The organism is Rhodococcoides fascians A44A (assembly GCF_000760735.1).
Taxonomy (GTDB): domain Bacteria; phylum Actinomycetota; class Actinomycetes; order Mycobacteriales; family Mycobacteriaceae; genus Rhodococcoides; species Rhodococcoides fascians_E.
Genome location: NZ_JMEX01000004.1, coordinates 517,408 through 542,575, shown reverse-complemented (window position 1 = coordinate 542,575; position 25,168 = coordinate 517,408). Strand labels below are relative to the sequence as shown.

The following is a 25,168-nucleotide window of genomic DNA, read 5'->3' as shown; positions in this document are numbered from 1 at the left end:
AGTGTACGACCGGTTCACGGCACGCGGAGTCCCGGCACTTCTCCTGTTCTTGCGGTCTCGGACGCGATCTCGTGCAGCTTGCGATTGGTGAGCGACGACTCCCGACGAAGCATGTCGAAAGCAGCGTCGCGATCCACCTTGGCCGTGGCCATGACGACTCCGATCGCGATGCCGATCTCACGGCTACGCACAAGCGCGGAGGCCAGGTGGTCTGCCCGCTCCCGTGCACTGGCGTATGCCAACCGAAGGGCCGACTGGTCAGCGAAACGTGCACACCGATCCAGGACGTCGTGTGTGAACGTGCGTGGTTCCGTCGAGTAGAACGTCATCACGCCCAGCTCGACGTCGTCGAGAAGCAGTAGGAAGCTCGCTGTCGAGCGCACCCCGGTACGAGCCAAGATCTCCTGGGAATACTCCGGACGGTCTGGTTCGGTGGCCATGTCGTCGACCACGACGGCTCTTCGGCCGTCGATGACCGCCTCGGTCGCCGAGTACCCGGTGATCGACGCGACCTCCAGAGCTGTGCGCATCACCGCTGGATCGGTCGCGGCGACGATGATGGGTCGGGCACGGTCGGTCATCGCAGTGATCGACGCACCCGTGCATCCCACGGTCGCCACGGCCAGGTCGACGATGTTCTGGCAGGTCCGATCGGTGTCGGACCCGCTGTTCGGCCGTCTGATGTCGGACCAGCTTTCGACTATCGACTTCGCGCCCACAGACGACCTACTTCCGTACTTGTTCGGATTCGACATCGGAGGTCGAATCGAGGAGCTGATTCTGGCACGGGTCGTGCCGAGGCAAACGTGTGGCGTCGCGTACAAAACACACTGGTCGGACCTTTTTTCTTCAATCAATTCGCGGCCGAGAGCTTCATGGATCGCTCGCAGGTAGTGTGGCGCAGATCACTTACTTCTTCGCGTTTGTTTTTCTTCGTTCGAACCGACTTAAAGCTGCCGGTTCCCACCGGCCGATCGACCCTCGAACGCCGTACACGCTGTGCGGCGTCGCGAACGACATGGAGGAACCTGATGTCCGACTTCATCGACAAAGCGCAACACAAGGCCGACGAACTCGCCGGTGATGCGAAGGAGCGCATCGGCAACGCCACCGGCGACGACGAACTCCGCGGTAGCGGGGCGGCGCAGAAGGCCAAGGGCAATGCCCATCAACTCGCCGACACCGTGTCCGACGGCGCCGAGGAACTGGGCGACAAGGCGTCGGAGGTCGCTGACAAGGCAGCAGACGTCGTATCCGACGCGGCCGATTCGGCAACCAAAGCAGCCTCCTCGCTCGCCGACACCGCGGCATCGACCGCAGCCGACGCCAAGGCGTCGGTCACGGACTTGGCCGACAATGCAGCATCCAAGGTCCGCGAGGTCGACGTCGACAGCGTCGTGGACACGGCGACATCTCCTCGAACCGTGGCCGTCGTCGCCGCTGTGATCGGCGCCGGGACGATCGCGTTCGTCATTGCCAGGAGAAACCGTCGTCAGCGTCAGCTGAAGGCCGCGCCGACTCGCGCAGTGCGGGCACTGGCGCGGAGCATCGAATCGAAGTCCCTCTTCGACCGCTGATGGTCTCTCGCATCGACGGGTTCCAGCGCAAGCACCCGGCAGCAGGGTTCCCGCTCGCGGTCGTCTACAAATTCCTCGACGACCGCGGCGGATACCTGGCGGCATTGATCGCCTACTACGCGTTTCTGTCGCTGTTCCCGCTGCTGCTGCTGTTCACCACCCTGCTCGGCATCGTGCTGGCGGGCAATCCCGATCTGCAGGAACGCATCCTCGACTCGGCGATGAGTCAGATCCCGGTCATCGGAGACCAGCTCGGCGAGCCCGACCGGCTCAGTGGCGGCGTCACGGCAATCGTGATCGGTGTGGCCGGCTCGTTGTACGGCGGTCTCGGGGTGTCACTGGCGGTGCAACACGCGTTGAATACTGCGTGGTCCGTCCCGCGCAACAACCAGCCGGACCCGATTCGCGCCCGAGTGCGCGGGCTGCTGCTGCTCAGCACCGTCGGCAGCGCGATCATCGGTTTAACCGTGCTGAACGTCGTCGCGTCGTCCGGCCTGTTCGGCTTCGCCGGTGGTGTGTCGGCGATCCTGGGCGCGATCGCGCTCAACAGTGCGGTGTTCGCTGCCGCGTTCCGTATCGGAACCGCGCGGCCATTGAGTGTCCGCGACGTGCTGCTCGGAGCCGTTGCAGCCGCGGTGATCTGGCAGGCTCTGCAATCCTTCGGCGGTATCTACATCCGTTACGTCGTCGGCAACGTCAGCACAAGCAACGGTGTGTTCGCAATCGTGCTGGGGCTGTTGGGTTTTCTGTACGTGGCGTCGGTTCTGATCGTGATCTGTATCGAGATCAACGCAGTTCGAGTAGACCACCTTCATCCGCGCGCGCTGCTGACACCGTTCACCGACAATGTCGAACTCACCGAGGGCGACAAGAACTCGTACACCGGGCAAGCGGAAGCTCAACGCAACAAAGGGTTCCAGGAAATCACCGTCACCTACGAAGACAACCCGCAGAACGACTGAATCGCGTGCAGTTCAGGAGTCGAAATCTGTGCTTCGTGAAACGGATTCCCACGACTCGGCGTCGGCGCGCAGGGCGTCGAGCGCACCGGTGAATCCGTCGACCGCGTCGTTGCCGAGGAGCAGCAGGAACGGGGGATCGTCGGATTCGACTGCGTCGACGACAGCTTGTGCTGCCTTGACCGGGTCACCTGGCTGGTTGCCGTGCGCTGTGTCGTTCTCGATCCGGCGCGCACCGGCCGTGGCTGCGTACTCGGCGATGGGGGAGGCGGACTGGGTCAGGGATCTGCCCGCGAAGTCCGTGCGAAACGCGCCGGGTTCGACCGTGAGGGCGCGGATGCCCAGGGGGGCGACCTCTCGACGAAGCGACAGTGTGAGCGCCTCGATGGCGGCTTTGACCGCGGCGTAATACCCGGACCCGGCGGGTGAAAGGCGCGCCCCGATCGACGAGATGTTGACGATCGTCCCGGAGCGACGGCCGCGCATTCCCGGCAGAACGGCCTTGATCGTGCACACGGTACCGAAGACGTGGGTGTCGAACAACCGGCGGACCGCACCGTCCTCGCCCTCTTCGACCGCGGAGCGATATCCGTAGCCCGCATTGTTGACGAGTACGTCGACTGCTCCGAACCTGTCGGTAGCAGCGTCGACGGCAGCAGAGACCTGAGTGTCGTCGGTGACGTCCAGAGCGATCGCGAGTGAGGTGTCGGGGTAGCGGGCAGCGATGTCGGCGACCTTCGATACGTCGCGCGCGGTCACCACCACCTGATGACCACGTGCCAATGCTGTCTCGGCCAGATGCCTTCCGAGGCCCGTCGAGCATCCGGTGATGAGCCACGTTGTCATGGGTGCTCCCTTGTCGGCTTGAACGTGTGGGTGTGCGGACAGTGAGACGATCACGTCAAGGCTAGGGCAACCGGTGAGGGGTCGACAGAGACCGTCGGCGATGATGGTTGAATCTACAATCGACACGGGTGGGCTTTCCGCCCCGAATCGAGAGGTCGAACAATGCACCTGGGCGTAGACAGCTTCGTCTCCTCCGTGACGGACCCGACCGATGAACGCGTGATCGGCCCGTCCGAGCGAATGGGCCATCTGCTGGAGGAGATCGCCCTCGCGGACCGGGTCGGGTTGTATTCGTTCGGCATCGGCGAGCACCATCGGAGCGAGTACTACGATTCGGCGCCGTCGATCATCCTGGCGGCCGCGGCCGCTCGCACGGAACGCATCCGGCTCGGCAGTGCAGTGAAAGTGCTCAGCGCGGACGATCCAGTACGCGTGTTCCAGGAATTCGCCACTCTCGACCTCATTTCGAAGGGGCGGATCGACCTGGTCGTCGGCCGCGGATCGTTCACCGAATCCTTCCCGCTGTTCGGCCTGGATCTACGCGACTACGACTCGCTCTTCGCCGAGAAGCTCGAATTGCTGCTCGAGATCCGCGAGAGCGTGGAAGTCACGTGGTCCGGGCGTCACCGACCGGCTCTGAACAGGCAGAGCATCTTCCCCCGGCCGGTACAGGATCCGCTGCCGATCTGGGTCGGCGTCGGAGGAACTCCCGAGTCCTTCGTTCGAGCCGGGTTGTTGGGTCTTCCCCTGATGATCGCGATCATCGGCGGCGAACCCCGACAGTTCGCGCCGCTCGTCGATCTCTATCGACGGGCAGGCGCGGAGGCCGGGCACGCACCCGAAAAGCTGCAAGTCGGACTACATGTGTTCGGTTTCGTGGCCGAGTCGACGCAAGCGGCAGCGGACACCATCTACCCCGGCTGGCACGAGATGTTCACCAAGGTCTCACGCGAGCGCGGCTTCGCACGCCCCACTCGGGAACAGTTCGACGCGACGTCTGGCCCCAACGGAGCCTTCTTCATGGGAGACCCGAAGACCGTCGCAGACAAGATCCTGCGCGTGGGTGAGCAGCTGGGCGGTGTCGATCGGTTGTCGTTGCAGATGACGAATCCTCGCCTTGCGCACGGAGATCTGCTCCGAGGAATCGAACTACTGGGGACCGAGGTCGCACCGCTTGTGGCGAAGGCGTAATCCGCCGCCGATCACCTAACTGCCGAGTGGCTGCCCGATGCCGTCCTCGGCGCGAAGACGTTCGACCTCGGCACGCGAGTGCCGCACCGCTTCGGTGTCCGCGCCCTTGGCGCTCGCGATGTCGTGTGCGAGGTCCAGGATTGCGCGTCGAAGATGCTTACGCGCTTTCCGGGCCCGTCGATCGGGCGACGACGCGCGGAATGCCTTTCTGGCCTTTCTGTCCAGAACGCCGTCCACCTCGGCGTCGGTGAGGAATCCTGCATCGACCTCGGGAGCCAGAATGTCGCGGACGAATTGGTACTCGCGTGGTGCTGCTCGGCGGAACGCGATCGCCAGCACCGTGAATGCGATGACGACGGACGCGAACATGACGCCGAACAACAGAAGCGGATTACCTCCGCCGAGCCCGGTGGCGTCGTCCCAGGTGAAGTGCAGGAACACCCCCGCCGCAACGAAGGCGAGACCACGCCCGATCTTGCGTGGTTGTGCTTTCGTCCCGATGAGGTACACCGCGCCTGCGCACACCAGCGCACTGAAGAGAGGGTGCGAGACGAAACTGACGGCAATCCGCGTGAGCGACATGTGGACGGCATTTCCGACCGGGTCGGTTCCGAACGTCCGGGCAGTGGCGTTGGCTGCGTAGAGGAAGTCCTCGAACATTGCGAATCCGAGTCCGATGAAGGCGCCCAGAATGAGACCGTCGTTGGCCGTTCGGATCAGCCGCGGGGCAAGGCTCATCAGCAGGATGAATCCGCAGAGCTTGGCCGCTTCCTCGGTGATCGGTGCAGTCGCGCCTGCAGCCCAATTCGCGCTCCATGCTTGGCCGAACAGCTTCGGGTAGATGCTGAGCATCGCAGTGTTGACCGTCATCGCGAACGCGAAGGTGGCGGGGATTGCGCCCCACAGCAGTGCTGCCGCGACCAGTCGGCCTGGCTGCCGTTCCCACCGGTCGATGTGACGGAACCACGCGAACCACGCGAGTCCGCACAGAGTGCACAGCACCGCGGACACGGCGAACCCCTCGGCGTAGAACCCGGCTCCCGGTGCGAAGAACGCCCAAGCCTGAAACGCTCCGACCGCAGTGAGCGCGATGTACACCCAGAACGACAGGTTGTGGGGTTGTACGAATTCGAATCGTTCACCCCACCCGGAGACCTCGAGCGCCTCCTGCCGACGGTGCTCGGCCTCGGACGACGCGGTGTCTGTCACGGCGTCACTCATCGGTTGCTCCCGTCGACGGTCTGGATGCTGGAGATCATGTCCTTGATATCGGTTGCCGCCGCGGTCATCTGAGTGGGCGGACCGTACGTCGTGATCTTCAGGCCGGTGCCGTCGACAACGAACGCCGCGACCAGTCCGTCTCCGCGGACGCTGCTGTAGGCCTGCACGACACCGGTCTGCCCGGCTGCTGTGGTCAGAGTGGCCCGATCTCCGTCGACGCGAAACGACGGGTCGGTGGTGCGCGAGGTGACCTTTTCCACCTGGTCCACCAAATCGTCCGGTGTCCCGTCGAACGAGTCCGCCGTCACCTGAAACGTGACGCCGTCCCCGGATACGGTGGCGTCGCCGGATCTCCGGTCCTCTTCGCCCACACGAAACCCGGTCTCGACCTCCCAGCCAGTCCTCGGCGTGAAGGCAATCGTGTCCGTGAGCGCTAGTTGTTGACCGGCGCGCACCGGATCGTTCCAGCCGATGGCCGCATCGACGCGCGGTACAGCGACGGTAAGAACGAGAAAGACCGCGATGACGAAAAGCGCTGGCGCAAGCGTTCTTCGGTCGAGGCCGAGCACACGGTGCTCGGCCGGCACCCGTTGACGGTGCAGTCCGGGATGAGTCTGTGTCACGGGTTCCCCTCGCGGTCGTCGGTGGGAATACTTTCCCACAGAGTCCGCGGAGGCGGGGGGCTACCCGACGACGTGTCGGGAGGGGCGAGAAAGAATCAGCCCAGACTCACATCGACGGACTCGATGACCTTCAAGAACGGACAGATCGAGACAGCTTGTGCAAGTACGGCATCGGGATCCTCGACGTCGGGTAGCTGGACCTTCAGTGAGAATCTGGCGTCGTAGCCGGAACCGTCGGAGTCGGTGAGAACAACTTTGCCTTCGACGGCGACGGAGTCCATGCTTCCTTCGACCGTACCGACGGCGATGCGCAGCGATTGGACGAGGCAGCTGGCCAAGGCTGCGGCCATCAACTGTTCGGGATTGGTGGTTTCTCCTGGCCCGCCGAGCTTTTCGGGCTCGTGGACGTCGAGTGACAGGAATCCGTCGTCGGACGTCACTCCTGCTTCCGTCGCGGTTACCAGGGCGGTGTAGAGCTCAGCGGTCATGTGGTGTGGGTGTCCACAAACATGGTCGTCCAAACCGTGCGGCTCGTACGATTGTTCGGCACCGGCGTCACAGACGTCCGCGGAGAATCCTGCGCCAGTAGGCCTGCGGCAAGGCGTAGCGGTCGAAAAGAAATGCCGACCTACGCGGTTTGAGCGGATCGAGGAAACTCGGAAGTGAGGACGAGACCACGAAATCTCGGTCGAATTCCCCCGCGATCAGGGTATGCGAATCGACCGCCACAGGTGCAACGGTGTAACCGTCGTACGAGGCCAACGGCTGCGACCGCCGGGCAGCCGCGATGTTGTCGACGAGAGTCGCAGCTTGCTTGCGGAGGGCGCCTCCCGACGGGTCGGTGCCGGTTGCGGCGATGTCACCTAGTGACCACACGGAGTCGTGGCGAACGTGCCTGAAGGTCATCGGGTCGATGTCGACGAGGTGGGCAGGTGTGTCGTCGGCGAGGTCCGCCAGCCAGCTCGGCCCACGAAACCGCGGGACGAGGTGAAGGAAGTCGTAGTCGATGCGGTTCTGGCTACCGCCGCCGTGAACGTGCAGGCGCTGGTGGTCCGCCTCGATTCCGGAAATGCTGGTGTCGAACAGAACTCGCACACCCAGTTCGTCGAGCCTACGGCGCAGGATGTCGTCCAAGGCAGGAACACCGACCAGATACGAGCGGTCGACGACGAGTGTGATGTCGATCCTCGGCAGGCGGCCGTCTCGTTGCCACTGCGACGCGGCAAGAAACAGCGGCTTCAGTGTGGTGCCGCTGCAACTGACCGGTGGTCGTGGCAACGTGAACACAGCGTGCCCGGGCAGAGCAATCGAGTCGACGAGCGCCGCGGTCTTCTCCGCGCGGTCGAGATAGTTGCTGGCGACAGCGGGAGTCTCGAGGGCGTCGAACACGTTGGGAAGCTCATCCAGATCCGGCACGAGACCAGCCGCGATGATCAGGTCGGTGTACTTGTACTCGCGGCCCGAACCGGCGCGCACCGTTCTGGACTCCGCATCGATCGAGACCACCGAGTCCTCGATCCACCTGCACCCGTCGGGAGTTACCGACCGCTGCGTCTTCTGCGCATCGGCCAAGCGAGCCTGGCCTGATCCGACGTAGGACAGCATCGGCCGGTACGTGTGCACTTGTTGTGGCTCGATGATGGCAACGCTGTCGGTCACGTGTTCTCGCAGCAGACGAGCGGCGGTGCTGACGCCGGCGTTGCCGCCTCCGATGATCAGAACATCGACGGTGTCGGTCACTTCCCGCCCATGTCGAGGCGCAGAAAAGGCAGTGGGTGCGGGAGTACCGTCGAATGTCATTGTGCGAGGCATACCCAGGTAGGTCGCGCGAAAACCAGCGCCGGGGTTGATCACGGGGCTCGCGGGGAATTGGCAACAGATCATGAACATACTGCCCAGCACTCGGAACCTCGGATCCGTCAGGCGACGAGCGTCGGCGACGGTCGCGCGATACAAGGAAATTTCGGCTACACGAGACTCGAGCGCTCTGGCCGCCACACTGACGTTCTACGGCGCCATCGCGGTGGTGCCCTTACTGCTGTTGTCCTTGCGAGCTTGTGCTCTGGTCACGTCGGCGTCGTGGGTCGAAGCGAGAGGCGACGACGTCGCATCGTTGCTACCCGACGCGCTCGGGGCGCGGAGCGTTGTGCTGCAGCTGGTTTCGGCGGGAGCCGAGTTGAGTCTGCTGCACTGTGTACTGGCGATCTTCCCTGCCACGTTCTACGGCGAGGGCCTGCGCCGAGCGCTGACCTCGCGGAGGCGACCTCGCCCCACATCCTTCGACGGTTGGCGAGGCCGGCTTGCCCTGGTACCGGTGGCAGTGGTCGCGCCGCTTCTGCTCCTGGGAGTGCTGGCGTCGGCAGAATGGCTCGCCGATGCGACGACGGGCGGGGGAGTAGCGGCCTTGTTGCTGCGCGTGTGGTTGGGCTTCGTCGTCGTGTGGCTCGTGCTCGGTGTCCTGGTCGCGGGTGCGTATTCGATAGTTGCGGCAGAGGACATTCCGTTTACCGTCGTCTGGTGGTGTGCCGCGGTCACAGCGTCGTTCATCGCAGGCTTCGTTCAGGGCTTCGTTCTGTTTCTGGCGATTCCGGTGTCGCTCGGCGCCCCGTTCGGAGGCCTGACCACTGTGGGAGCCGCGATCGCGATCGGTCTGTGGATGTGGGTGCTCCATGTCCTGCTCATCACGGGCTGGACGTTCACCCAGGCGACCGCGCAGGTTGTTGCGCAGGGGCCGCGAGCCGACGATGCACCACCACCAGGAGTTGAACCAACCCGATGAGCGCCAATCCGGCTCCGACGGCTCCACCTGCCGCGGAAGTCCAGGTCTGCTCCGGGAAGATCATGTTCGCGCCGAGTATCAGCAACACGGTGACAGCGCGAGACGGTCGTTCCCACACGGTGAGCACGCCCGCCTCCGGCATGCCGACTGCGGCCGCTCGGGCGCGAACGGATTCGTGGACGAGCGTGGAGGCTGCCATCGTCGCGATCAGCGGCAGCGGCACACCCACTACGGCGGCGCACGCATAGAAACACAGATCGCTGACGCGATCAGCGGTGGAATCGAGGACCGACCCCCACGCGGATGCGCGGTCGGACATGACGGCCACCGCACCGTCCACGCCGTCCAGCAGGGTCGACGCCAGAATCAGCACCATTGCCGCCAGTACGCCCCAGCGACCGAATGCACTCGCCGCCACCGCGATCGCCGCACACACCAGCGCCAAGACCGTCACGGTCGTCGGGGAGACACGCCGTCGAACGAAGGGGGCAGCGCAGAGGTACATGATCCCGAGCCAGCCGTCGATCAAACGCGAAGACGACGCGTCGAGACCCCCGTGCAGCGTCGACCACTCCGCTCGGTATCGGTCACGATCCATCACGGCAATCACCTGTTCTCGCGTCCCGACGCCTGCGCAAGCCGCGACGGAGGCGAATCACGGCAGGAGAGATGTGCTCCGGGCGCGACCGGCGTCGGCAGGACGAAAATTTCGACTGGAAAATGAAGAGTTGTCGGCTGCACGCTCAACCGAAGACCCTCGCTGCTTCGGGACGGATTCCCCGAACCGGACAACTCAAACGTCAGCCGAGAGCGAGAACGACCCATGGTTCGGGTGGCGCGGATCCTCGAGGTTTGGGTCTTTCGCCAGGCGGCATACCTACCCTATGGCGAACACGACGGCAGTCCGTGCCGGTCACGATATGCAGAAGTTCTTCGACGTGGCGGTCGATCCGGGTGTGTATCGACCGCAAGAGGATTCGTGGCTGCTGGCCGAGGCCCTCACTGCGTCGGGAATTGCCGTGGGTGCTCGGGTCGTGGACATGTGTACCGGCTCGGGGGTGCTCGCGGTTCATGCCGCACGGTCGGGGGCTCGAGGCGTGCACGCGTTCGACATCGATCCCGTCGCAGCGACGTGTGCCCAGAAGAACGCCCGCAATGCCGGGTTGAACGTGGACGTGCGGCTGGGGTCGTTCGACGATGCTCGACGAACAGGGCCGTTCGACGTGGTGGTGTGCAATCCGCCGTACGTACCGTCGGACAACGTGCCCGTCGAGCTCGGCCCGGCCCGGGCCTGGGACGCGGGCCCTACCGGCCGTCTCGTGCTCGATACCTTGTGCAACAACGTATTCGACATGTTGTCCACGGGTGGCACGCTGCTGGCGGTCCAGTCCGAGTTCGCGGATCCGCAGCTCACGGTATCGATGCTGGCGGCGCGAGGTATGTCCGCGGCGATCGTCGATTCGCGCACGATCGGCTACGGTCCGGTCATGTCGTCGCGCGCCGAGTGGCTCGAGAACGTGGGTATCGCGCGCACCGGTCAACGGACGGAACGATTGGTGGTCATCCGTGCCGACAAGCGGTGACCGCGCGCGAACATCGATCCGGGTCGTGGCCAACGGACCGATCATCGTGTCGGGTCCCGTGGACATCGAAACAGATGACGGAACCCACACGACGTCCGACCGGTTCGCGGTCGCGATCTGTACGTGCAAGCGCAGCAAGACCTACCCGCTGTGCGACACGAGCCACCGACGCAAGCAACGGCCCGCATGACTCGAGGCGTCACCGTTGCATCGCGTCACTGGTGCATCAATGACGACTTGCCCTTCTGCCACGCACCCATGATGTGGTCGGCGAGGGCATCCTCGACGTAGGACAGAGCGCGCATCCCGAACACCACGTCACGTTCCAGTTCGGGCTCCCGGCGCAGAAGATCCCCGACGACATCATGACGCAAGACCTGCTCGTGAACCGCGTCGGCTTCGACGTGTTCGGCGTAGAAGGCCACGCACGCTTCGGGAGCCCCGAGCCTGCGCAGACCGTCGACGAACCGTCGGGAACCCGGCGAGGACGTGATCTCCGTTGCGGCCAAGTGGCCCACCGTCGCTCCGCGCAAGCTCCGATGCAGGCCGAACAACGACATCAAGTTCACCCAGACCAGGGTCTGCGCTGGTACACGGTCGAGATAACCCAGATACGACGAGTCGAGATCGGCCGCGTCCATCAGTGCGCTCCACAACTGCTGGTGGACGTGATCGCCACGGCCACCGCCGTATTCGTCGAACTCGACGGCGACGTACGACGCCTTCGCCTGACCGATCAGCCGAGGTATGGCCCAGGCGTGCGGATCGGCTTCCTTGAGGTGGTAGAGCGACCGATGGGCGAAGTATTCGCGCATGTGGTCCCACGTTCCCTCGTCTCTGAGAAACCAGGACGGACCGCTGCCGCTCCTCGGTTCGATGGACAGAGCGTCCATCTCGGCAACCGCGTCGACGCCGTCCTCGACGGACTCGCGGACGTGCGCCAGGAACGGCTCTTCGATCGATCGCCGGAACGCCAGAATTGCAGGGTCCCACTCGAAGTCGTCGTCGATGCCGTGGAATCCGCGATAGTGGAGTTCGTAGCAGATGGTCAGCGCCAGTTGCGCGTCCCGGCCGACGGGATCGACGTCGAAAGTGGTGGCCACCGACGTGGTCGTGCCGGACAGGTAATCGACAACGGACGCGGACACTTCGCCGTCCGGTGTGGGCAAGGTCGGGGATACAGCGGCGTGCGCTGGTGCGCTCATGAGGTTCGTGTACCCGGGCGGCGGCCGATCAATCGCGGCCTACCCGACGCGGGTTCTGGAGTTCCCGGTTCATCGACAGGGAGCGGTGTTACCTTGACGTGACCAGGTCGATGCTGATTCGAGATATTCGCGATCGACGGTCGTGCTGTCGGCGGAGCAGCGTGAGGCAGGTACTCGATCTCCAAGTCGTTCGAAGGAAGGCGTCAAGATGAGAACGTTCACGAAGCTCTTCGGTGGTGCAGCAACTCTGGGTCTGGCCGCAGGCATGTCATTTCTCGCTCCCGCCGCCGCTTCGGCCGCGCCCGTCGGGTGTACCACGGCCCCCGGCGGAGCATCGGAAGCCGCGGTGGAAGGCCAGTCGCAGTGCGACAGCGTCGCCGACGGAACGAGTGCGGCCGCAGGTTACGGATTCGAGGGCTGGGGCTCTGCGGCGGCGCTCGAACAGGCAGCGGCACTCGCACTCGGTCTGAACGGCGGCACCGCGGTGTCCGACGCCACCGCCGGTGCGGGCCCGGCAGCGATCTCGTTCGGGCCGGGCAGTTCGGCCGTGAACGAAGGGGTGGGGCCGGGGTTGTCGATTGCGGTGGCAGGTCCTGGCGGAACCGTCACGCTGACGCCGACTGGTGCAGTCTGCACCGGTCTCAGTCTCGCGGGTAGCTTCACCACTCTTCAAGGCTGCATCGGGCGCTAGCCGACTTGTGTGCCGAGAACCGGGTCGGGGATGTCCTGGTTCTCGGCTTCGTCGTACGTCGCCGGACTCATAAACGGTCACTGTTGACTGATTAAGCGTCAACCCTTACATTCACCAGTGAGCGAGTGAGGTCACTGTGACTGCATCGGAGTGCGCATGTTTCACGATCCGTGGACCACGAGAATCGAGTCTCTGGACCCGACTACCGATTACGAGGAGATATACCGCCTGCACTACTCCTACGAGTTCCCGTGGGACACGGTTCAGGCCCTCAGCTTTGCGTTGTTCCGCACCTACGCAGTCCCGACCGTCGGAAGCCTGCTGGCCGCGACGGGCGAGTTCACCGAACGTGTACAGCAGCGCTACGACGACACCAATCTGATCCTCGACCAGGTCGTCGAGTCGGGGTTCGGGAGCGTCGACGGCCGCACGGCGATCCGTCGGATGAATCGAATGCACGGTGCGTACGACATCTCCAACGAAGACTTTCTGTACGTTCTAGCGACGTTCGTGGTCGTGCCGTTCCGCTGGCTCGAGAGGTTCGGATGGCGTCCGGTCGGAGTGAGTGAGCGCGACGCGATGGTCATGTACTACCGCACTCTGGGGCGGCACATGGGAATCAAAGAGATCCCCGAGACCTACGACCAGTTCGCCAGTTACATGGACGAGTACGAGCAGCAGCACTTCGCCTACGACGTGGGCAGCACCGCCGTCGCCGACGCCACCCTCGACCTCATGTCCACGTTCGCGCCGTACAAGTTCCTGCCGAAGAAGGTCTTTCGGCGAATGGCATACGCGCTGATGGACAAGCCTCTGCTCGACGCCTTCCATTACCCGGAGCCGACGAAGCTCGAACGGTCGCTTGCCGAAGCCATGGTGAAGGCGCGCGCACGTGTGGTCCGGCTCCTCCCTCCGCGTACGACGGCATACCGCGCCCGCGATCAGAAGGCGGTCCGTTCCTATCCCGCTGGGTATCGGATCTCGGAACTCGGGACGTTTCCCACGGGATGCCCGGTGGACCACGGTCCGAGCGAGCCGCACAGACGCTCTCGCCGGTGAGCCTGCAAACAAGAGATTTCGATGGTCGGCCGGTGATCCGGGCCCGTCGATTACGTGCATTTCTAGTGCAGTAGAACGCTTTCCGCGTGTGAGTACCACTGGCTGAGATGGCGATCGGTCGTCGGATCGTGTGGATCGAACGTGTAGGTCATGGCGGTTCCGCGCATGCTTGTCAGGAGGAGTTCCCTCATCTGCTTGTAACCGGGTCGGGTCGTGCACTCCGGACCGAACAGTGCGTCGGTCCGATCACGGATGACCTGACCCATTCGCTGTTCCACGGGCCGGAGCTCGGCTCGCAGCTCGTCGTTGGTGCGCGCAGCATTCCACAGCTCGTTCGATGCCCAGAAGTAGGGCTGGCTGTAGTTCGACCACATCGCGTCGATAGCTGCCCGAATCCGCGCCTTGAGTTCCTGGGGAATGTCCGAGCTGATGTGCAGACCACGGATGCGCTCGAGCGCCAAGTGGTGGACTGCCGCACTGAGCAACTTCTCGCGCGAGGGAAAGTGATGCAACAATCGGCCGCGAGACACCCCGGCCTGCTGCTGGATCCGCAGGGTCGACGCTCCCGAGTACCCGTGCTCGATCAGCACCGTGACTGCCGCACTCAGGATCTTGCCCTGGGTCTCCCGGCTCCGGTCCTGTTGGCGGCGGCCGGTTCCGGACGGCTCGGCCGGCGGTCGATCCGAGTGAGGCTGATCGATACTGGACACGGCCGCCAGTCTAGTGACCACGGCATCTCGCTGAAGTCACCACGCGATGCAGCGCTGGTTCGCTACGTCGGGTCGGCCGGGGCGTCGGAGAGCTCTTCTTCACCCGCCGGGGGCCATGCGCACACGCCGCCCGCGCATGCCTCGGCGGGTTCACCGAGCATGCGGAACGACGTGCCCGAAGCGGCCCCTGATGCCGGGTCAGACATCGGCCGCGGCGGTGTCGGCTGTGGTTTCTGCGGCTACGGTGCGTAGGACATCAGCGAACGCGCTGGGCTCCTGTGCACCCGACACCCCGTACTTGCCGTTGATCACGAAGAAGGGGACACCGTTGATGCCGAAGGTGCGGGCTTGGTCGATGTCGGAAGCGACGGCATCCGAATACCTGCCCGCCGTCAGAGCGGCTTCGGCGTCCGCCCGGTCGAGTCCAACATCGGCGGCGAGGTCGGCCAAATCGGATATCCGTCCGACGTGCCTGCCCTCGGTGAAGTAGGCCAGGAACAGGCGCTCGGCAAGCTCGAGCTGCCTGTTGTGCGCTTTGGCGTAATGCAGAAGTTCATGCGCCTTGAGCGTCTTGGTGTGTTGCAGCGCGTCGAAGTCGTAGTTCAGCCCGACGGACGCGGCGATATTTTCGACGTGCGCGAGCATCTGCTGGACCTGATCGGCGGGGATGCCCTTGTGCCCCGACAGAAAGTCGACCTCGGAACCGTCGAAGTCCACCGGGGTGTCGGGCGCAAGCTCGAAGCTGTGGTACACGACGTGGACATTTCCGTCCTGGCCGGATGCCGCGAGGCCTTCCTCGAAGCGGCGCTTGCCAATGAAGCACCACGGGCAGGCGATATCGGACCAGATGTCGACGGTGATCGGAGCCATGAGGAAGAGAACCATCGACTGTTACCGATTGTTCCCGAGTGTCGACTCCGATCGCCGTCGACACGAGTAACCGCCTACGTCGTCATGCGGCGTGCTTACCGGAGGCCTTTTCCGCTCGGCGCTCGGCGAACCTCCCGCTTTTCGTCAACACCTTGGAGATCAAGTTCGGCTTGCCGGATCGCTTCTCGATTGCCAGACCCCCGAGCACCAGAATTCGCGCGAGAATCGGCAGCGCGATCGCGACGAACAGGTACCGGTACAAGTACTTTCGAGCCAGAAGTGGAAGCATCGATCAACGCACCGCGCGTCGAAGCCGCAGAGCCGCAACCACCGCGAGGGCGATGACCGCGCCGACTGCCGCAGCGCCCAGTAGGGACACACCTTGCGCGAGGTCGAAGTTCCACCCGATGAAGTTGATCCGGGTGTGCACCGTGTTCTGGAGCACGAACACGACGAGCGCGATGGCCAGAATCAGGGCGACGATCAGCGCGAGCTTGGAGGTGATTCCTCCGCGGCGGCGTGGTGCGGGGCGTACGGAGGTGGAGTCGGTGGTGGTCATGATGCTTCCTCGGGGCTGAATTGGAACTCGGAGTGTGGAACTTGGCGGTGGCGCGGTTGTCGTGTCGAAGGGTTCGGCCCGCAGGGTCCCGGCGTGTGCGGGGACCCTGTCGGGCCTGAAAGGTGGTTACTTGAACGTGTCCTTGATGTTCTCGCCGACCTTCTTCACGCCCGCCGATCCCTGGTCCTTCTTGCCCTCGGCCTCGAGGTCCTTGTTGTTGGTCGCGTCACCCACGACCTCCTTGGCCTTGCCCAATGCGTCTTCTGCTGCGTTCTTGGCCTTGTCGATGAAGCTCATCGGAGCACCTCTTCTGTGTGTGATTGAAAATTGCAGATACTCAGTCGGTTTCTGATGGGAAAAGCAAACGTCGTTGTGATCTGAATCACATTTACCAATCCGGAGGCGACGAACCGCTGGAAGAGGCGCCTGCGGGGTGTTGACAGAGGGATGTGACCTGCTTCATGTTGGCGGCGTTCTCATTGTTTAGACCGGTCCAATAGTTCGGTCTAACTGGCATCTCGACGTGCGTACTCGGCGCATCTCGAATCGAAGAAGGAAGACAACACGTGATCACGAATCGTCGCAGCAGGGCCGCATCCACCGCGCGCTCCGCACCGACCGCACTTGCCGCATCGATTGCTCTTGCCGTGGTGCTCACTGCGTGCAGCAGCACCGGGGGAGCCCCGGAATCGACCGGCCCGTCTGCAGAGGGCGGGACTGCGGACACGCCCAGGGCCACGATCGCGATGATCACCCACGCGCCTCCGGGCGACACCTTCTGGGATTTGATCCGCAAGGGCGCCGAGGCCGCGGCCGCCAAGGACAACATCGAACTGCGCTACAACGGCGAAATCGACGCCCCGGGTCAAGCGAATCTCGTTCAGAATGCGGTCGATTCCGGCGTGGACGCGATCGCCGTGACACTGGCCAAGCCGGACGCGATGAAGACCAACGTCGAGTCCGCAATCGACCAGGGGCTACCCGTGGTTGCCTTCAATTCCGGTTACGACAACTGGAAAAACATGGGGCTGCAGGGATACTTCGGGCAGGACGAGCGGATCGCGGGCATCGCCGCGGGCGAACGATTGAAGGCGGACGGCGCGACCAACGCCATCTGCGTGATTCAGGAACAAGGCGCCGTTCAGCTCGAAGCGCGATGCGCAGGCATCGCCGAAGGATTCGGTGGGACGATCGAGAACCTCAACGTCAACGGACAGGACCTGCCGTCCGTGCAATCGACGATCCAAGCGAAACTGCAACAGGATCCGAGCATCGATTCGATCGTCACGCTGGGAGCGCCGATCGCACTGACCGCAGTGGATTCGGTGTCCGCGGCGGGGTCCGGCGCGTCTGTCTCCACCTTCGACACCAATGCAGCGTTGGTCGATGCCATCAAGTCCAGCGACGTCCAATGGGCCATCGACCAGCAGCCGTACCTACAGGCTTACCTCGCGATCGATTCGCTGTGGCTGTACCTGAACAACAAGAACACGATCGGCGGAGGCCAGGCGGTGCTGACCGGTCCGTCGTTCATCGACAACACCAACATCGACGCCATCGCGGACCTCGCTGCCGCCGACACCCGGTAGCGGCGCGCTACACGAGGGATGCCGTGAGACCACCGTCGAGAACGTAGTGGCTACCGGTGACCCATGATGCGCGGTCCGACGCCAGGAACGCGGCCACTTCGGCGATGTCTTCCGGAGTGCCGAGTCGGCCCTGCTTGGCGGCAACCAGGTCTCCGAACGGAACCTGTGTTGCCGCCTCGAAATCCGGAACGAGTCGGTCCACCATCGCAGTGTCCGCGAACCCGGGGCACACCGCGTTGACTCGAACGCCGGACGGCCGCATCTCGACAGCCGCGACGCGCGTCAACTGGATCAGTGCAGCTTTCGTGGCGCAGTAGGATCCGAGCAGCGGGCTTCCGCCGATGCCGGCGACCGAGCTTATGTTGACGATGTTCCCTCGAGACTCCACGAGCGGCCCGATTGCGGCTTTCATGGCCAGAAACGGCCCGCGCACGTTGACGGCGTAGATCTTGTCGAAGCTCTCGGTCGACTGCTGAAGAAGCGGTGACGAGATCTCGATACCGGCGTTGTTGACCAGAACGTCGAGACCTCCGAGGATTTCCACGGCCTGCCCGACGGCTGCCTGCACTTGTTCCTCGTCGGTGACGTCGCAGTTGGCGATCCCGGCCGCGCCGATCTCCTGGGCCGCTCGGGCGGCGGCCGCCTCGTCGATGTCGCTGACCACGACTCGGGCTCCGCGTCGCACGAACAGTGCCGAGATGGCCTTTCCGATTCCGGCGCCGGATCCGGTGACGAACACGCGCTTGCCCTCGAGTTCGGTCATGGTGTGTTTCCTTTCGTGTTCGAGTGGAGTTGCATCGTGGTGCGTACTTCGGTCTTGAGGATCTTCCCCACCTTGGAGCGGGGGAGGTCGTCCCAGATCTCTATCTGTTTGGGGGCTTTCATGCTTCCGATGCGCTTCTTCACGAAAGCGATCAGTTCGGTCTCGGATGCCTGTCGATCCGGTCTCAGCTGCACAGCGGCCGAGACACGTTCTCCCCACTTGTCGTCGGGCAACCCCACAACGGCGCTTTCCTTCACCGCTGGATGTGCGAGAAGTGCCTGCTCGACCTCGGCGGAGTACACGTTGAAACCGCCTGAGATGATCATGTCCTTCGCTCGATCGACGATGTACAGAAAGTTGTCGTCGTCGAGGTACCCGATATCGCCCGTGTGGTGCCAGCCGAACGCACCGACTTCTGCTGTCGCGTCGGGATTCTCGTGATAGCCCGCCATCACCAGTGGACCCCGGACGACGATTTCACCTCGCTCGCCCGGCCCGAGCAGGAGCCCGGCTTCGCTCATGATCGCGACCGTGGTGAGCGGCGTCGGCCGGCCGGCCGATGCGAGCCGCTCGGTGGCGATCGAACCGTCGTCTCGGAAATGGTCGGCCGGCGCGAGCGTGGCAATCATGTTGGGTGCCTCCGTCTGCCCGAACAACTGCCCGAGGACGGGGCCGATGCGTCGCAGTGCTTCCTCGAGCCGGGTCGGCGACATCGGTGCGGCGCCGTACCAGAGGCACCGCAACGACGACAGGTCCGTCGAATCCAGTGCTGGGTGGTCGAGCAATCCGTACACGACGGTGGGAGGTAGGAAGGCGTGCGTGATGCCATGCTCGTCGACAAGCTCCAGGAACCGGCCGACGTCGGGCGCGGGCATGATCACCACGTGTCCGCCCAGGCTCAGGATGGGAAAAGTCAGTACCCCGGCAGAGTGTGTCAGCGGCGCCAGCGCGAGGTACTGCGGCCGCTCGCCGAACGGGTAACTCATCAGAGCCGTGGCCGTGGAGACCATCATGTTCTCCTCGGTGAGGCGAACGCCCTTCGGCCTGCCGGTAGTTCCGCCCGTACCGGCGATCATGCACAGACCGTCGGCGGGGCGACGGCTGGTGTCGGGTTCGGCCACGTGATCGGCGAGCCATCGGTCGTACGCAAGTGCACCCGGAACATCGCCGTCGAGGCACACCAGCCACTCGAGCAGGGGGAGCCGGTCACGGATCTCGGTCACCAGTTCCGCGAACGCCTTCTGAAAAAAGAGAAACCTGCACCCGAACAGATCGAAGAGTTGGCGGTTCTCGTCGGCCTCGTTCCGCGGGTTCACCGGGCACCACACCGCCCCAGCACGGGAGATACCGAACACGCACGTCAACGCACGCGGATCGTTGGCCGACAGCACGGCAACGCGGTCGCCGGTCTCGATACCTGCACGCTGAAGCGCCCCCGCGATGGCCACGGTGTCGTCGTGGACGTCGCCGTAGCTTCGCGTGTACTCACCCATCGTCATACACGGTGCATCACGGCCGAGGGACATCCCTTTGTCGAGATAGTCGGACAATCGCATCGTCCCGGCCTAGCTGTGCGCGGTGACGACGGGATCGAGAACCAGACCGAACGCGCGCAGTACGCCGAGTAGTTCACGGTGGCCGAACGCTTGGCAGCTCGACGCGAAGCCCGTTGCTCGGGGCGGTGCCTGAAGTAGATGCGACGCGGCGTACGCGTTGAGCAACGCCGTCTGCTTGTAGTTGCAGTTGCCGTGGATGACGGTGTGCACCCGTCCGAGGGGTCCGGATGCGTAGACCGAATCCAACGAGGTGTTGATCCGTGGATTCTCTCGCGGCGGAGTCTCGCTACGTACGGACGCCGATATGGTGTCGATGATCTGGTACTTTTCGGCGTCGGACTTTCCTTCCATCTGCTCGAGCGCCGCAGCGATGATCTGGGGGACCCCGAGCATGAGCGGTCGATTGATGACGCCGCCGAGTGCGCGTGCATTGGCTACGCGGGGATCGTTCTTGAACCACACCGGATGTGACGTTCCGCCCCACGGCAAGGCAAGGCCGAGATCGTGCTGCCCGGGGACCACCACCTGGTAGATACCGTCCTCGGCGGGCCATTCCACGTATTCGTTCTGCTCGAGGAAGTACGCCTTGGAGAATGCGGCGTTGGTGAGGATCGTGTTGGTCGATGCGACGGTGGGATGCCCCTTCCAGAACACCTGGATGTCGAGCGTGTCCAGCCCCGGCGTCTCGAGGCAGATGTTCGCCGCGATCTCGCCGATGCTGTACATCTGCGCCAATCCTGGTGTGAGAACGAGGTTTCGTTCGGCGAACGCCGCGCCGTATTTTTTCTCGACGTCGATCATCCAGTCCTGTTCGCCGTTGGTGTCCGTGTAATGAGCCCCGATCTCCAGGCTTGCCTCGACCACTGCGTGACCCCATCTGGAGAACGGGCCGACGGTGTTCAGTACTACCTCGGCTCCGCGAAAAGCCTCCACCAGTGCATCTTTGGAATGTTCGACCTCCGCGATGTCGTGCTCGACGGTATCGATTCCGGGGACGGCATCCACGATGGCCTCGACCCGCGCGTGATCGCGTCCTGCCGCGAGAAACGGAATGTTGTACTCGCGCAGATACTCACAGATCAGGCGGCCGGTGTACCCGGACGCTCCGTACACGACTACACGCTTGTCGGTTGGCATGGCAGTAGGTCCTCTCGTCATCGGCCGAGCGCACAGGAGTCGGCCACGGTGGGATCGAGATCGGGGCGTTCGGGAAGAAGAACTCCGGGCCCGTTGTGTGTCACGAGTCACACTATGGCAATATTTGGACGAACGTCAAGAAAAATTTGGACAAGTGCCCAGAAAACTCGAACGCCGTCGGGAATACACTGCGATGACGCCGCAGGGTTGGAACCTGCTGGTGTTCGTCGCGAAGGGAGGGCTGGGTGATGAACGAGGCCGCCGACGCACGTGGCCGCATCGAGGAGCGCGCCAAGAACAAGTTCGAGGCCAAGCGGACCGAGCTGGCGCAAGCAACGTTGCACACCCTCGCCGAGTTGGGATATGCGCGCACCTCACTGCGAGAGATCGCCCTCAACTCCGAGTACTCGCACGGCGTGCTGCACTACTACTTCTCGGACAAACTCGACCTGATCACGCACGCCGTGCGCCAGTACGAAGCCATCTGCGTCACCCGGTACGACGAAGTGGTCGAGGCCGCCGAGAGCGACGAACAGCTGCTCACCGGATTCCGCACCATGTATTTCGACACACTGGAGTCGGACGCATTGGTGCATCGACTGTGGTACGACCTGCGCAATCAGAGTCTGTTCGACAGTTCGTTCCGGGACGACGTACTCGAGATCGAGGGCCGACGCGAGGAGATGATCTGGCGCGTCGTGAGCAGGTTCTGCGCGCTCAGAGGAACGGAGCCGGCGCTGGACAGCGGGGCTGCGTACATCCTGCTCGACGGAATCTTCCAGCGGGCACTGCTCGATCGGTTCGCCGGTAACGAGCGGAGGATCGACGTGGCCCGACGCATGATCCTCGACGCATTCGAGATGCTGGATTCAGGAAAAACGGTTCACGGCCGCTGATATTCTCTGCGGGTACGGTGATGGACCTTCGCGCCGTACGGATGCCGAAATCCCATCAGGAGCACCCATGCCCCACCGATACCGGGTGCGCGAGATAGCCCAGCAGGCCGAACTCAGCGAAGCCACCGTCGATCGAGTGTTGAACAAGCGTCCAGGCGTTCGTGAATCGACCAAGGACGCGGTCGAGAAAGCCATCGCAGACCTCGACAATCAACGAGCTCAGCTGCGAGTCGCCGGACGCAAGTTCATGTTCGACGTGGTCATGTCCGCTCCCAATCGATTCTCGGGTGCCGTCAAACGCGCGATCGAGGCCGAACTACCGGCTCTCGAACCTGCGTTGGTCCGAGCTCGATTCCACTTGCAGGAGCACGGATCCGTCGGCTCGCTCGTCGAGCGGTTGGACCGGATCGCTGCCGGGTCGTCCCACGGAGTCATCGTGAAGGCTCCCGCCGTTCCGGAGATCGTCGACGCGATCGACCGTGTCGTGGCAGCCGGAATACCTGTCGTCACCCACGTCACCGACGTGCCGGGGAGCCGACGGGTCGGCTACGTCGGGATCGACAATCGTGCAGCAGGGGAGACGGCCGCGTACCTGGTCACCAAGATGCTGGGCGAGACCCCCGGCGACGTGCTGATCACCCTGAGCAGCAACTCCTACCGCGGTGAGGAAGAACGAGAGATCGGATTCAGAAGCGCCATGCGCCGGATCTCCGGAACCGGCGACAACCGTCCGCGGTCGGTGGTGGAGATCGCGGAGAACGACGGGCTCGATTCGCGCGTCGAGACTTTGGTTCTCGATGCGCTGGAACGTAACCCGAACATCGTCGCCGTCTACTCGTGCGGCGGGGGGAACTCCGCGATAGTGCGTGCGTTCGACAAGCTCGGCCGCGACTGTTCGGTGTTCGTGGCCCACGACCTGGACGCCGACAACCGTGAATTGCTGTACCGGCATCGGATCACCGTCGTGCTCGATCACGACCTCCGCGCAGACGCGAATCGAGCATGCCGAATGCTGATGCACGCGCAAGGCGCGCTGGCGCCGGTGTCCGCCAAGTCGTCGGCGATTCGCGTGCTCACCCCGTTCAACATGTTCTGACTACTCGACGAAGGCGCGTGCGGTGTCGATCGCTCGTTTCAGAGCGAGATCGAGGGGAGTGGAACGGAATTCGGTCGAGAGGATTTCCGTACCCCACGTACCGGTGTAGCCGATGTCGCGCAGGACCCCGACCAGTCCGGTGAGATCGAACGTGCCGTCGCCGCAGAGCCGACGATTGTCCATCGTGTCGGACAGCAACGTACCCACCACCTCTGCATCGGCGTCGTCCAGTTCGATCCCGAACACGACATCCGACGTCAGCGAGTCGCGCAGCTCGTCCAACGTCGTGCCCGCCCGAAACACGTGCCACGCGTCGACGATGATCCCGCAATCGGGGTGACCGGTGGATCGGGCGAGATCGGCCCCGGCAGGGATGGTCGAGACGATCGAGAACGGCATCGGTTCGATCGCGATCCGCGTTCCGTGTTCTGCGGCCTGGCGGGTGAGTTCCAGCAGTGGTTCGGTGTACGGAGCGAGGTCGCGAGGTTCTGCGTTCTCCGATCCGATCTTGATGTGAGTCGGACCGAGCACGTCGGATGCGCGGAACAGCAAATCACGGACGGCGAAGGTGTTGCCGTCCTCGCCTCGCGGAATCCACCATTTCTCCAGCAATTCGATCTCGACGAACTTCAGCGGCGAATCGTCCAACATCGCTCGGAGAGTGTGCAATCCGACGCCGGCCTCGATCGCGGCCAGATCCGCCGCCACGATGCCCATCCCGGCGAAACCCGCGGAGGCGACGGCGGCGATCCGTTCGGAGATGGGAATCGGGCTCACCGCGGGGGAGGCGTCGGGACGCACGTTGCCTGCGGACGTCCAGCACGCGGCGATCATGTCGGCGGGGACTCGGGGCGCATTGTCCGTGGACTTCACCGGCTCATCGGAGATCATCTGCTCATCGTCCCCGGGAACGCAGGTCTCGATCAACGGGCCGATCCATCAAATTCCCCTCGAGAAGCGCGTCCGTTGCTCGAGGGGATCTTGATGGTTTTTTTCGTTGATCGGCCACATCTGTCTTGGCAAGCTTGCATCCAGGAACGATCCCCCCCGAACTTCGAGGAACCTCATCATGACCAATGACATCCGGCAGACCCCGCGGACCGACAGGCTCAGCGAATCGGACTGCAACATCGACCAATTTCGTGAACTCGTCGCGCAGACCACCGAACTGGCGGATTACCCTCATGCGGCCGACATCGCGTCGAACGTCCTGATCTACGACGCCGCCGCACTGACGGCGCAGGCCGCAGATGCGGACGCCCGCTCGGACATCCAGGACGAGCTCGCCGACGCTTTGCTGAACGGTCCGGGCATCGTGGTGTTCAAGAAGGCGTTCACGTCGGAGAACTCGCTTGTGGAGACGACGGCGGAGTACCGGCGAATCATCGAGCAGCAGCACGCAACCGGCGTCGTCGGTGGCGATCACTTCGCCAAGCCGGGCGCCAACGACAGGATCTGGTCTGCGCTGCAGAAGCTGGCCTTGGTCCAGCCGGAGCTCTACGCCCGCTACTACTCCAACGACATTCTCGCTCTCGTGTCCGAGGCATGGCTCGGCCCGATGTATCAGGTCACCTCGGCGATCAACGTTGTCAATCCCGGTGGTGCGGCTCAGAACCCGCATCGCGACTACCATCTCGGCTTCATGTCGACGGACACCGCCGCGAAATTCCGTGCGCACGTCCATCGTCTGTCGCCCGCCCTCACCCTCCAGGGTGCAGTTGCTCACTGCGACATGCCGATCGAGAGCGGCCCGACGATGTACCTTCCCTACTCGCAGAAGTTCGAGGCCGGGTACATCGCGTTCAATCTGCCCGAGTTCCGGGAGTACTTCGCGGAGAACTACATTCAGCTTCCGTTGGAGGAGGGCGACGCCGTCTTCTTCAACCCGGCGCTGTTCCATGCGGCAGGTCACAACACGTCGACGGACATCTACCGCATGGCAAATCTGCTGCAGGTCTCCTCGGCGTTCGGCCGCGCACTGGACAGCGTCGACCGTGAAGCCATCGGATCGGCTCTGTACCCGACGTTGCTCGAGTGGACCGAGAGCGGCCGCACCCGGGACGTGGAGAACGTCATCGCAGCGTCGGCCGAAGGGTACGCGTTCCCGTCGAACCTCGATCTGGACCAGCCGTTGACGGGGTTGGCGGGCGAGACTCATGCCGAACTGGTCAAGCGAGCCGTCGACAGCCGGATGAGTGCCGCCGAGTTCGACGCCGCCGCCCGGGCCCTGTACGCACGCCACGAGGCCTGAGCACACC

Annotated in this window: 30 protein-coding genes; 12 read left to right on the top strand and 18 right to left on the bottom strand. The window is 63.8% G+C overall.

Features of this window, described 5'->3' with window-relative positions; translation table 11 throughout:
- Positions 1–14: 14 nt before the first annotated feature.
- On the bottom strand, positions 15–719 hold the full coding sequence (locus BH95_RS03550) for a GAF and ANTAR domain-containing protein (RefSeq protein WP_230593896.1): 705 nt from the start codon (positions 717–719) through the stop codon (positions 15–17).
- Positions 720–1,031: 312 nt separating this feature from the next.
- Between BH95_RS03550 and BH95_RS03545 the strand changes: the two genes are divergently transcribed.
- Positions 1,032–1,577 carry a CsbD family protein gene (locus BH95_RS03545; protein ID WP_019664865.1) on the top strand — a complete coding sequence of 182 codons (546 nt, stop codon included), beginning with the start codon at positions 1,032–1,034 and terminating at the stop codon, positions 1,575–1,577.
- On the top strand, positions 1,577–2,539 hold the full coding sequence (locus tag BH95_RS03540) for a YihY/virulence factor BrkB family protein (protein WP_037180968.1): 963 nt from the start codon (positions 1,577–1,579) through the stop codon (positions 2,537–2,539). The genes BH95_RS03545 and BH95_RS03540 overlap by 1 nt, the downstream gene beginning before the upstream one ends.
- Before the next feature lie 12 nt (positions 2,540–2,551).
- On the opposite strand, the gene BH95_RS03535 is transcribed toward BH95_RS03540, so the two are convergent.
- Complete coding sequence (locus BH95_RS03535) at positions 2,552–3,382, bottom strand: oxidoreductase (protein ID WP_037181071.1); 831 nt, start codon at positions 3,380–3,382, stop codon at positions 2,552–2,554.
- Between the two features lie 162 nt (positions 3,383–3,544).
- Here BH95_RS03535 and BH95_RS03530 point away from each other — a divergent pair, with 162 nt between their 5' ends.
- On the top strand, positions 3,545–4,573 hold the full coding sequence (locus tag BH95_RS03530; RefSeq protein ID WP_037180966.1) for an LLM class flavin-dependent oxidoreductase: 1,029 nt from the start codon (positions 3,545–3,547) through the stop codon (positions 4,571–4,573).
- A gap of 15 nt (positions 4,574–4,588) precedes the next feature.
- Here the strand turns inward: BH95_RS03530 and BH95_RS03525 are convergent, their stop codons facing one another.
- The 4 genes from BH95_RS03525 to BH95_RS03510 all read right to left on the bottom strand — a co-directional run bounded on the left by BH95_RS03525 (position 4,589) and on the right by BH95_RS03510 (position 8,157).
- The gene (locus tag BH95_RS03525) at positions 4,589–5,794 is read right to left on the bottom strand and encodes a PrsW family intramembrane metalloprotease (protein WP_037180963.1); all 1,206 of its coding nucleotides are present in this window, start codon (positions 5,792–5,794) and stop codon (positions 4,589–4,591) included.
- On the bottom strand, positions 5,791–6,417 hold the full coding sequence (locus tag BH95_RS03520; protein ID WP_037158172.1) for a hypothetical protein: 627 nt from the start codon (positions 6,415–6,417) through the stop codon (positions 5,791–5,793). Before BH95_RS03520 ends, BH95_RS03525 begins: the two co-directional genes overlap by 4 nt.
- Before the next feature lie 95 nt (positions 6,418–6,512).
- Positions 6,513–6,905 (bottom strand): OsmC family protein, encoded by a 393-nt coding sequence (locus tag BH95_RS03515; RefSeq protein WP_020111750.1) that lies wholly within the window; start codon positions 6,903–6,905, stop codon positions 6,513–6,515.
- Between the two features lie 67 nt (positions 6,906–6,972).
- Positions 6,973–8,157, bottom strand: coding sequence for an NAD(P)/FAD-dependent oxidoreductase (locus BH95_RS03510; RefSeq protein WP_019664859.1), 1,185 nt, complete (start codon positions 8,155–8,157; stop codon positions 6,973–6,975).
- Between the two features lie 142 nt (positions 8,158–8,299).
- Here BH95_RS03510 and BH95_RS03505 point away from each other — a divergent pair, with 142 nt between their 5' ends.
- Positions 8,300–9,196 carry a YhjD/YihY/BrkB family envelope integrity protein gene (locus BH95_RS03505; RefSeq protein WP_037180961.1) on the top strand — a complete coding sequence of 299 codons (897 nt, stop codon included), beginning with the start codon at positions 8,300–8,302 and terminating at the stop codon, positions 9,194–9,196.
- Here the strand turns inward: BH95_RS03505 and BH95_RS03500 are convergent.
- Positions 9,114–9,794: a CDP-alcohol phosphatidyltransferase family protein gene (locus tag BH95_RS03500; protein ID WP_230595669.1), complete on the bottom strand. Its 681-nt coding sequence runs from the start codon at positions 9,792–9,794 to the stop codon at positions 9,114–9,116. The genes BH95_RS03505 and BH95_RS03500 overlap by 83 nt on opposite strands.
- 286 nt (positions 9,795–10,080) lie before the next feature.
- Here BH95_RS03500 and BH95_RS03495 point away from each other — a divergent pair, with 286 nt between their 5' ends.
- Both BH95_RS03495 and BH95_RS03490 read left to right on the top strand, forming a co-directional pair.
- Entirely contained in the window at positions 10,081–10,779 is a 699-nt protein-coding gene (locus tag BH95_RS03495) for a HemK2/MTQ2 family protein methyltransferase (RefSeq protein WP_019664856.1), read from the top strand.
- Positions 10,780–10,804: 25 nt separating this feature from the next.
- On the top strand, positions 10,805–10,969 hold the full coding sequence (locus BH95_RS03490) for a CDGSH iron-sulfur domain-containing protein (RefSeq protein WP_019664855.1): 165 nt from the start codon (positions 10,805–10,807) through the stop codon (positions 10,967–10,969).
- A 25-nt stretch (positions 10,970–10,994) separates the two neighbouring features.
- Here the strand turns inward: BH95_RS03490 and BH95_RS03485 are convergent, their stop codons facing one another.
- Positions 10,995–11,984 (bottom strand): iron-containing redox enzyme family protein, encoded by a 990-nt coding sequence (locus BH95_RS03485; RefSeq protein ID WP_019664854.1) that lies wholly within the window; start codon positions 11,982–11,984, stop codon positions 10,995–10,997.
- 208 nt (positions 11,985–12,192) lie between these two features.
- Between BH95_RS03485 and BH95_RS03480 the strand changes: the two genes are divergently transcribed.
- Together BH95_RS03480 and BH95_RS03475 are read left to right on the top strand one after the other, a co-directional pair.
- Entirely contained in the window at positions 12,193–12,675 is a 483-nt protein-coding gene (locus BH95_RS03480) for a DUF6764 family protein (protein WP_019664853.1), read from the top strand.
- A gap of 156 nt (positions 12,676–12,831) precedes the next feature.
- The gene (locus BH95_RS03475) at positions 12,832–13,734 is read left to right on the top strand and encodes an oxygenase MpaB family protein (protein WP_037180959.1); all 903 of its coding nucleotides are present in this window, start codon (positions 12,832–12,834) and stop codon (positions 13,732–13,734) included.
- 62 nt (positions 13,735–13,796) lie between these two features.
- Here the strand turns inward: BH95_RS03475 and BH95_RS03470 are convergent, their stop codons facing one another.
- The 6 genes from BH95_RS03470 to BH95_RS03450 all read right to left on the bottom strand — a co-directional run bounded on the left by BH95_RS03470 (position 13,797) and on the right by BH95_RS03450 (position 16,170).
- Complete coding sequence (locus tag BH95_RS03470; RefSeq protein ID WP_019664852.1) at positions 13,797–14,444, bottom strand: TetR/AcrR family transcriptional regulator; 648 nt, start codon at positions 14,442–14,444, stop codon at positions 13,797–13,799.
- A gap of 62 nt (positions 14,445–14,506) precedes the next feature.
- Positions 14,507–14,650 (bottom strand): hypothetical protein, encoded by a 144-nt coding sequence (locus BH95_RS28685; protein WP_155290387.1) that lies wholly within the window; start codon positions 14,648–14,650, stop codon positions 14,507–14,509.
- Positions 14,643–15,329 (bottom strand): DsbA family oxidoreductase, encoded by a 687-nt coding sequence (locus BH95_RS03465; RefSeq protein ID WP_019664851.1) that lies wholly within the window; start codon positions 15,327–15,329, stop codon positions 14,643–14,645. Before BH95_RS03465 ends, BH95_RS28685 begins: the two co-directional genes overlap by 8 nt.
- Before the next feature lie 67 nt (positions 15,330–15,396).
- On the bottom strand, positions 15,397–15,603 hold the full coding sequence (locus BH95_RS03460) for a hypothetical protein (protein ID WP_019664850.1): 207 nt from the start codon (positions 15,601–15,603) through the stop codon (positions 15,397–15,399).
- 3 nt (positions 15,604–15,606) lie between these two features.
- Complete coding sequence (locus BH95_RS03455; RefSeq protein ID WP_019664849.1) at positions 15,607–15,873, bottom strand: lipopolysaccharide assembly protein LapA domain-containing protein; 267 nt, start codon at positions 15,871–15,873, stop codon at positions 15,607–15,609.
- Positions 15,874–15,999: 126 nt separating this feature from the next.
- On the bottom strand, positions 16,000–16,170 hold the full coding sequence (locus tag BH95_RS03450; RefSeq protein ID WP_019664848.1) for a CsbD family protein: 171 nt from the start codon (positions 16,168–16,170) through the stop codon (positions 16,000–16,002).
- 269 nt (positions 16,171–16,439) lie between these two features.
- Here BH95_RS03450 and BH95_RS03445 point away from each other — a divergent pair, with 269 nt between their 5' ends.
- Positions 16,440–17,462 (top strand): substrate-binding domain-containing protein, encoded by a 1,023-nt coding sequence (locus BH95_RS03445; RefSeq protein ID WP_208601135.1) that lies wholly within the window; start codon positions 16,440–16,442, stop codon positions 17,460–17,462.
- Positions 17,463–17,469: 7 nt separating this feature from the next.
- On the opposite strand, the gene BH95_RS03440 is transcribed toward BH95_RS03445, so the two are convergent.
- Genes BH95_RS03440 through BH95_RS03430 form a run of 3 tightly spaced genes read right to left on the bottom strand, consistent with a single transcriptional unit; the run spans position 17,470 to position 20,918 of the window.
- Entirely contained in the window at positions 17,470–18,225 is a 756-nt protein-coding gene (locus tag BH95_RS03440; protein ID WP_019664844.1) for an SDR family NAD(P)-dependent oxidoreductase, read from the bottom strand.
- The gene (locus tag BH95_RS03435) at positions 18,222–19,781 is read right to left on the bottom strand and encodes an AMP-binding protein (RefSeq protein WP_020111741.1); all 1,560 of its coding nucleotides are present in this window, start codon (positions 19,779–19,781) and stop codon (positions 18,222–18,224) included. Before BH95_RS03435 ends, BH95_RS03440 begins: the two co-directional genes overlap by 4 nt.
- Before the next feature lie 9 nt (positions 19,782–19,790).
- Positions 19,791–20,918, bottom strand: a complete 1,128-nt coding sequence (locus tag BH95_RS03430; protein WP_037180957.1) for a DUF5938 domain-containing protein — start codon at positions 20,916–20,918, stop codon at positions 19,791–19,793.
- 248 nt (positions 20,919–21,166) lie between these two features.
- Between BH95_RS03430 and BH95_RS03425 the strand changes: the two genes are divergently transcribed.
- A complete protein-coding gene (locus BH95_RS03425) occupies positions 21,167–21,814 on the top strand; it encodes a TetR/AcrR family transcriptional regulator (RefSeq protein ID WP_020111739.1) in 648 nt (215 codons plus the stop codon).
- A 67-nt stretch (positions 21,815–21,881) separates the two neighbouring features.
- Entirely contained in the window at positions 21,882–22,910 is a 1,029-nt protein-coding gene (locus tag BH95_RS03420; protein WP_026347749.1) for a LacI family DNA-binding transcriptional regulator, read from the top strand.
- Here the strand turns inward: BH95_RS03420 and BH95_RS03415 are convergent, their stop codons facing one another.
- Positions 22,911–23,801 carry a sugar phosphate isomerase/epimerase family protein gene (locus BH95_RS03415; RefSeq protein WP_019664839.1) on the bottom strand — a complete coding sequence of 297 codons (891 nt, stop codon included), beginning with the start codon at positions 23,799–23,801 and terminating at the stop codon, positions 22,911–22,913.
- 178 nt (positions 23,802–23,979) lie between these two features.
- Between BH95_RS03415 and BH95_RS03410 the strand changes: the two genes are divergently transcribed.
- Positions 23,980–25,161 carry a phytanoyl-CoA dioxygenase family protein gene (locus BH95_RS03410; RefSeq protein WP_019664838.1) on the top strand — a complete coding sequence of 394 codons (1,182 nt, stop codon included), beginning with the start codon at positions 23,980–23,982 and terminating at the stop codon, positions 25,159–25,161.
- Positions 25,162–25,168 lie beyond the last annotated feature (7 nt).

Coding starts and splice junctions, on each gene's coding strand:
- BH95_RS03545 (WP_019664865.1), top strand. CDS start 1,032: ATGTCCGACTTCATCGACAAAGCGCAACACAAGGCCGACGAACTCGCC.
- BH95_RS03540 (WP_037180968.1), top strand. CDS start 1,577: ATGGTCTCTCGCATCGACGGGTTCCAGCGCAAGCACCCGGCAGCAGGG.
- BH95_RS03535 (WP_037181071.1), bottom strand. CDS start 3,382: ATGACAACGTGGCTCATCACCGGATGCTCGACGGGCCTCGGAAGGCAT.
- BH95_RS03530 (WP_037180966.1), top strand. CDS start 3,545: ATGCACCTGGGCGTAGACAGCTTCGTCTCCTCCGTGACGGACCCGACC.
- BH95_RS03525 (WP_037180963.1), bottom strand. CDS start 5,794: ATGAGTGACGCCGTGACAGACACCGCGTCGTCCGAGGCCGAGCACCGT.
- BH95_RS03515 (WP_020111750.1), bottom strand. CDS start 6,905: ATGACCGCTGAGCTCTACACCGCCCTGGTAACCGCGACGGAAGCAGGA.
- BH95_RS03505 (WP_037180961.1), top strand. CDS start 8,300: ATGAACATACTGCCCAGCACTCGGAACCTCGGATCCGTCAGGCGACGA.
- BH95_RS03500 (WP_230595669.1), bottom strand. CDS start 9,794: ATGGATCGTGACCGATACCGAGCGGAGTGGTCGACGCTGCACGGGGGT.
- BH95_RS03495 (WP_019664856.1), top strand. CDS start 10,081: ATGGCGAACACGACGGCAGTCCGTGCCGGTCACGATATGCAGAAGTTC.
- BH95_RS03485 (WP_019664854.1), bottom strand. CDS start 11,984: ATGAGCGCACCAGCGCACGCCGCTGTATCCCCGACCTTGCCCACACCG.
- BH95_RS03480 (WP_019664853.1), top strand. CDS start 12,193: ATGAGAACGTTCACGAAGCTCTTCGGTGGTGCAGCAACTCTGGGTCTG.
- BH95_RS03475 (WP_037180959.1), top strand. CDS start 12,832: ATGTTTCACGATCCGTGGACCACGAGAATCGAGTCTCTGGACCCGACT.
- BH95_RS28685 (WP_155290387.1), bottom strand. CDS start 14,650: ATGTCTGACCCGGCATCAGGGGCCGCTTCGGGCACGTCGTTCCGCATG.
- BH95_RS03465 (WP_019664851.1), bottom strand. CDS start 15,329: ATGGTTCTCTTCCTCATGGCTCCGATCACCGTCGACATCTGGTCCGAT.
- BH95_RS03460 (WP_019664850.1), bottom strand. CDS start 15,603: ATGCTTCCACTTCTGGCTCGAAAGTACTTGTACCGGTACCTGTTCGTC.
- BH95_RS03455 (WP_019664849.1), bottom strand. CDS start 15,873: ATGACCACCACCGACTCCACCTCCGTACGCCCCGCACCACGCCGCCGC.
- BH95_RS03450 (WP_019664848.1), bottom strand. CDS start 16,170: ATGAGCTTCATCGACAAGGCCAAGAACGCAGCAGAAGACGCATTGGGC.
- BH95_RS03440 (WP_019664844.1), bottom strand. CDS start 18,225: ATGACCGAACTCGAGGGCAAGCGCGTGTTCGTCACCGGATCCGGCGCC.
- BH95_RS03435 (WP_020111741.1), bottom strand. CDS start 19,781: ATGCGATTGTCCGACTATCTCGACAAAGGGATGTCCCTCGGCCGTGAT.
- BH95_RS03430 (WP_037180957.1), bottom strand. CDS start 20,918: ATGCCAACCGACAAGCGTGTAGTCGTGTACGGAGCGTCCGGGTACACC.
- BH95_RS03425 (WP_020111739.1), top strand. CDS start 21,167: ATGAACGAGGCCGCCGACGCACGTGGCCGCATCGAGGAGCGCGCCAAG.
- BH95_RS03420 (WP_026347749.1), top strand. CDS start 21,882: ATGCCCCACCGATACCGGGTGCGCGAGATAGCCCAGCAGGCCGAACTC.
- BH95_RS03415 (WP_019664839.1), bottom strand. CDS start 23,801: ATGATCTCCGATGAGCCGGTGAAGTCCACGGACAATGCGCCCCGAGTC.
- BH95_RS03410 (WP_019664838.1), top strand. CDS start 23,980: ATGACCAATGACATCCGGCAGACCCCGCGGACCGACAGGCTCAGCGAA.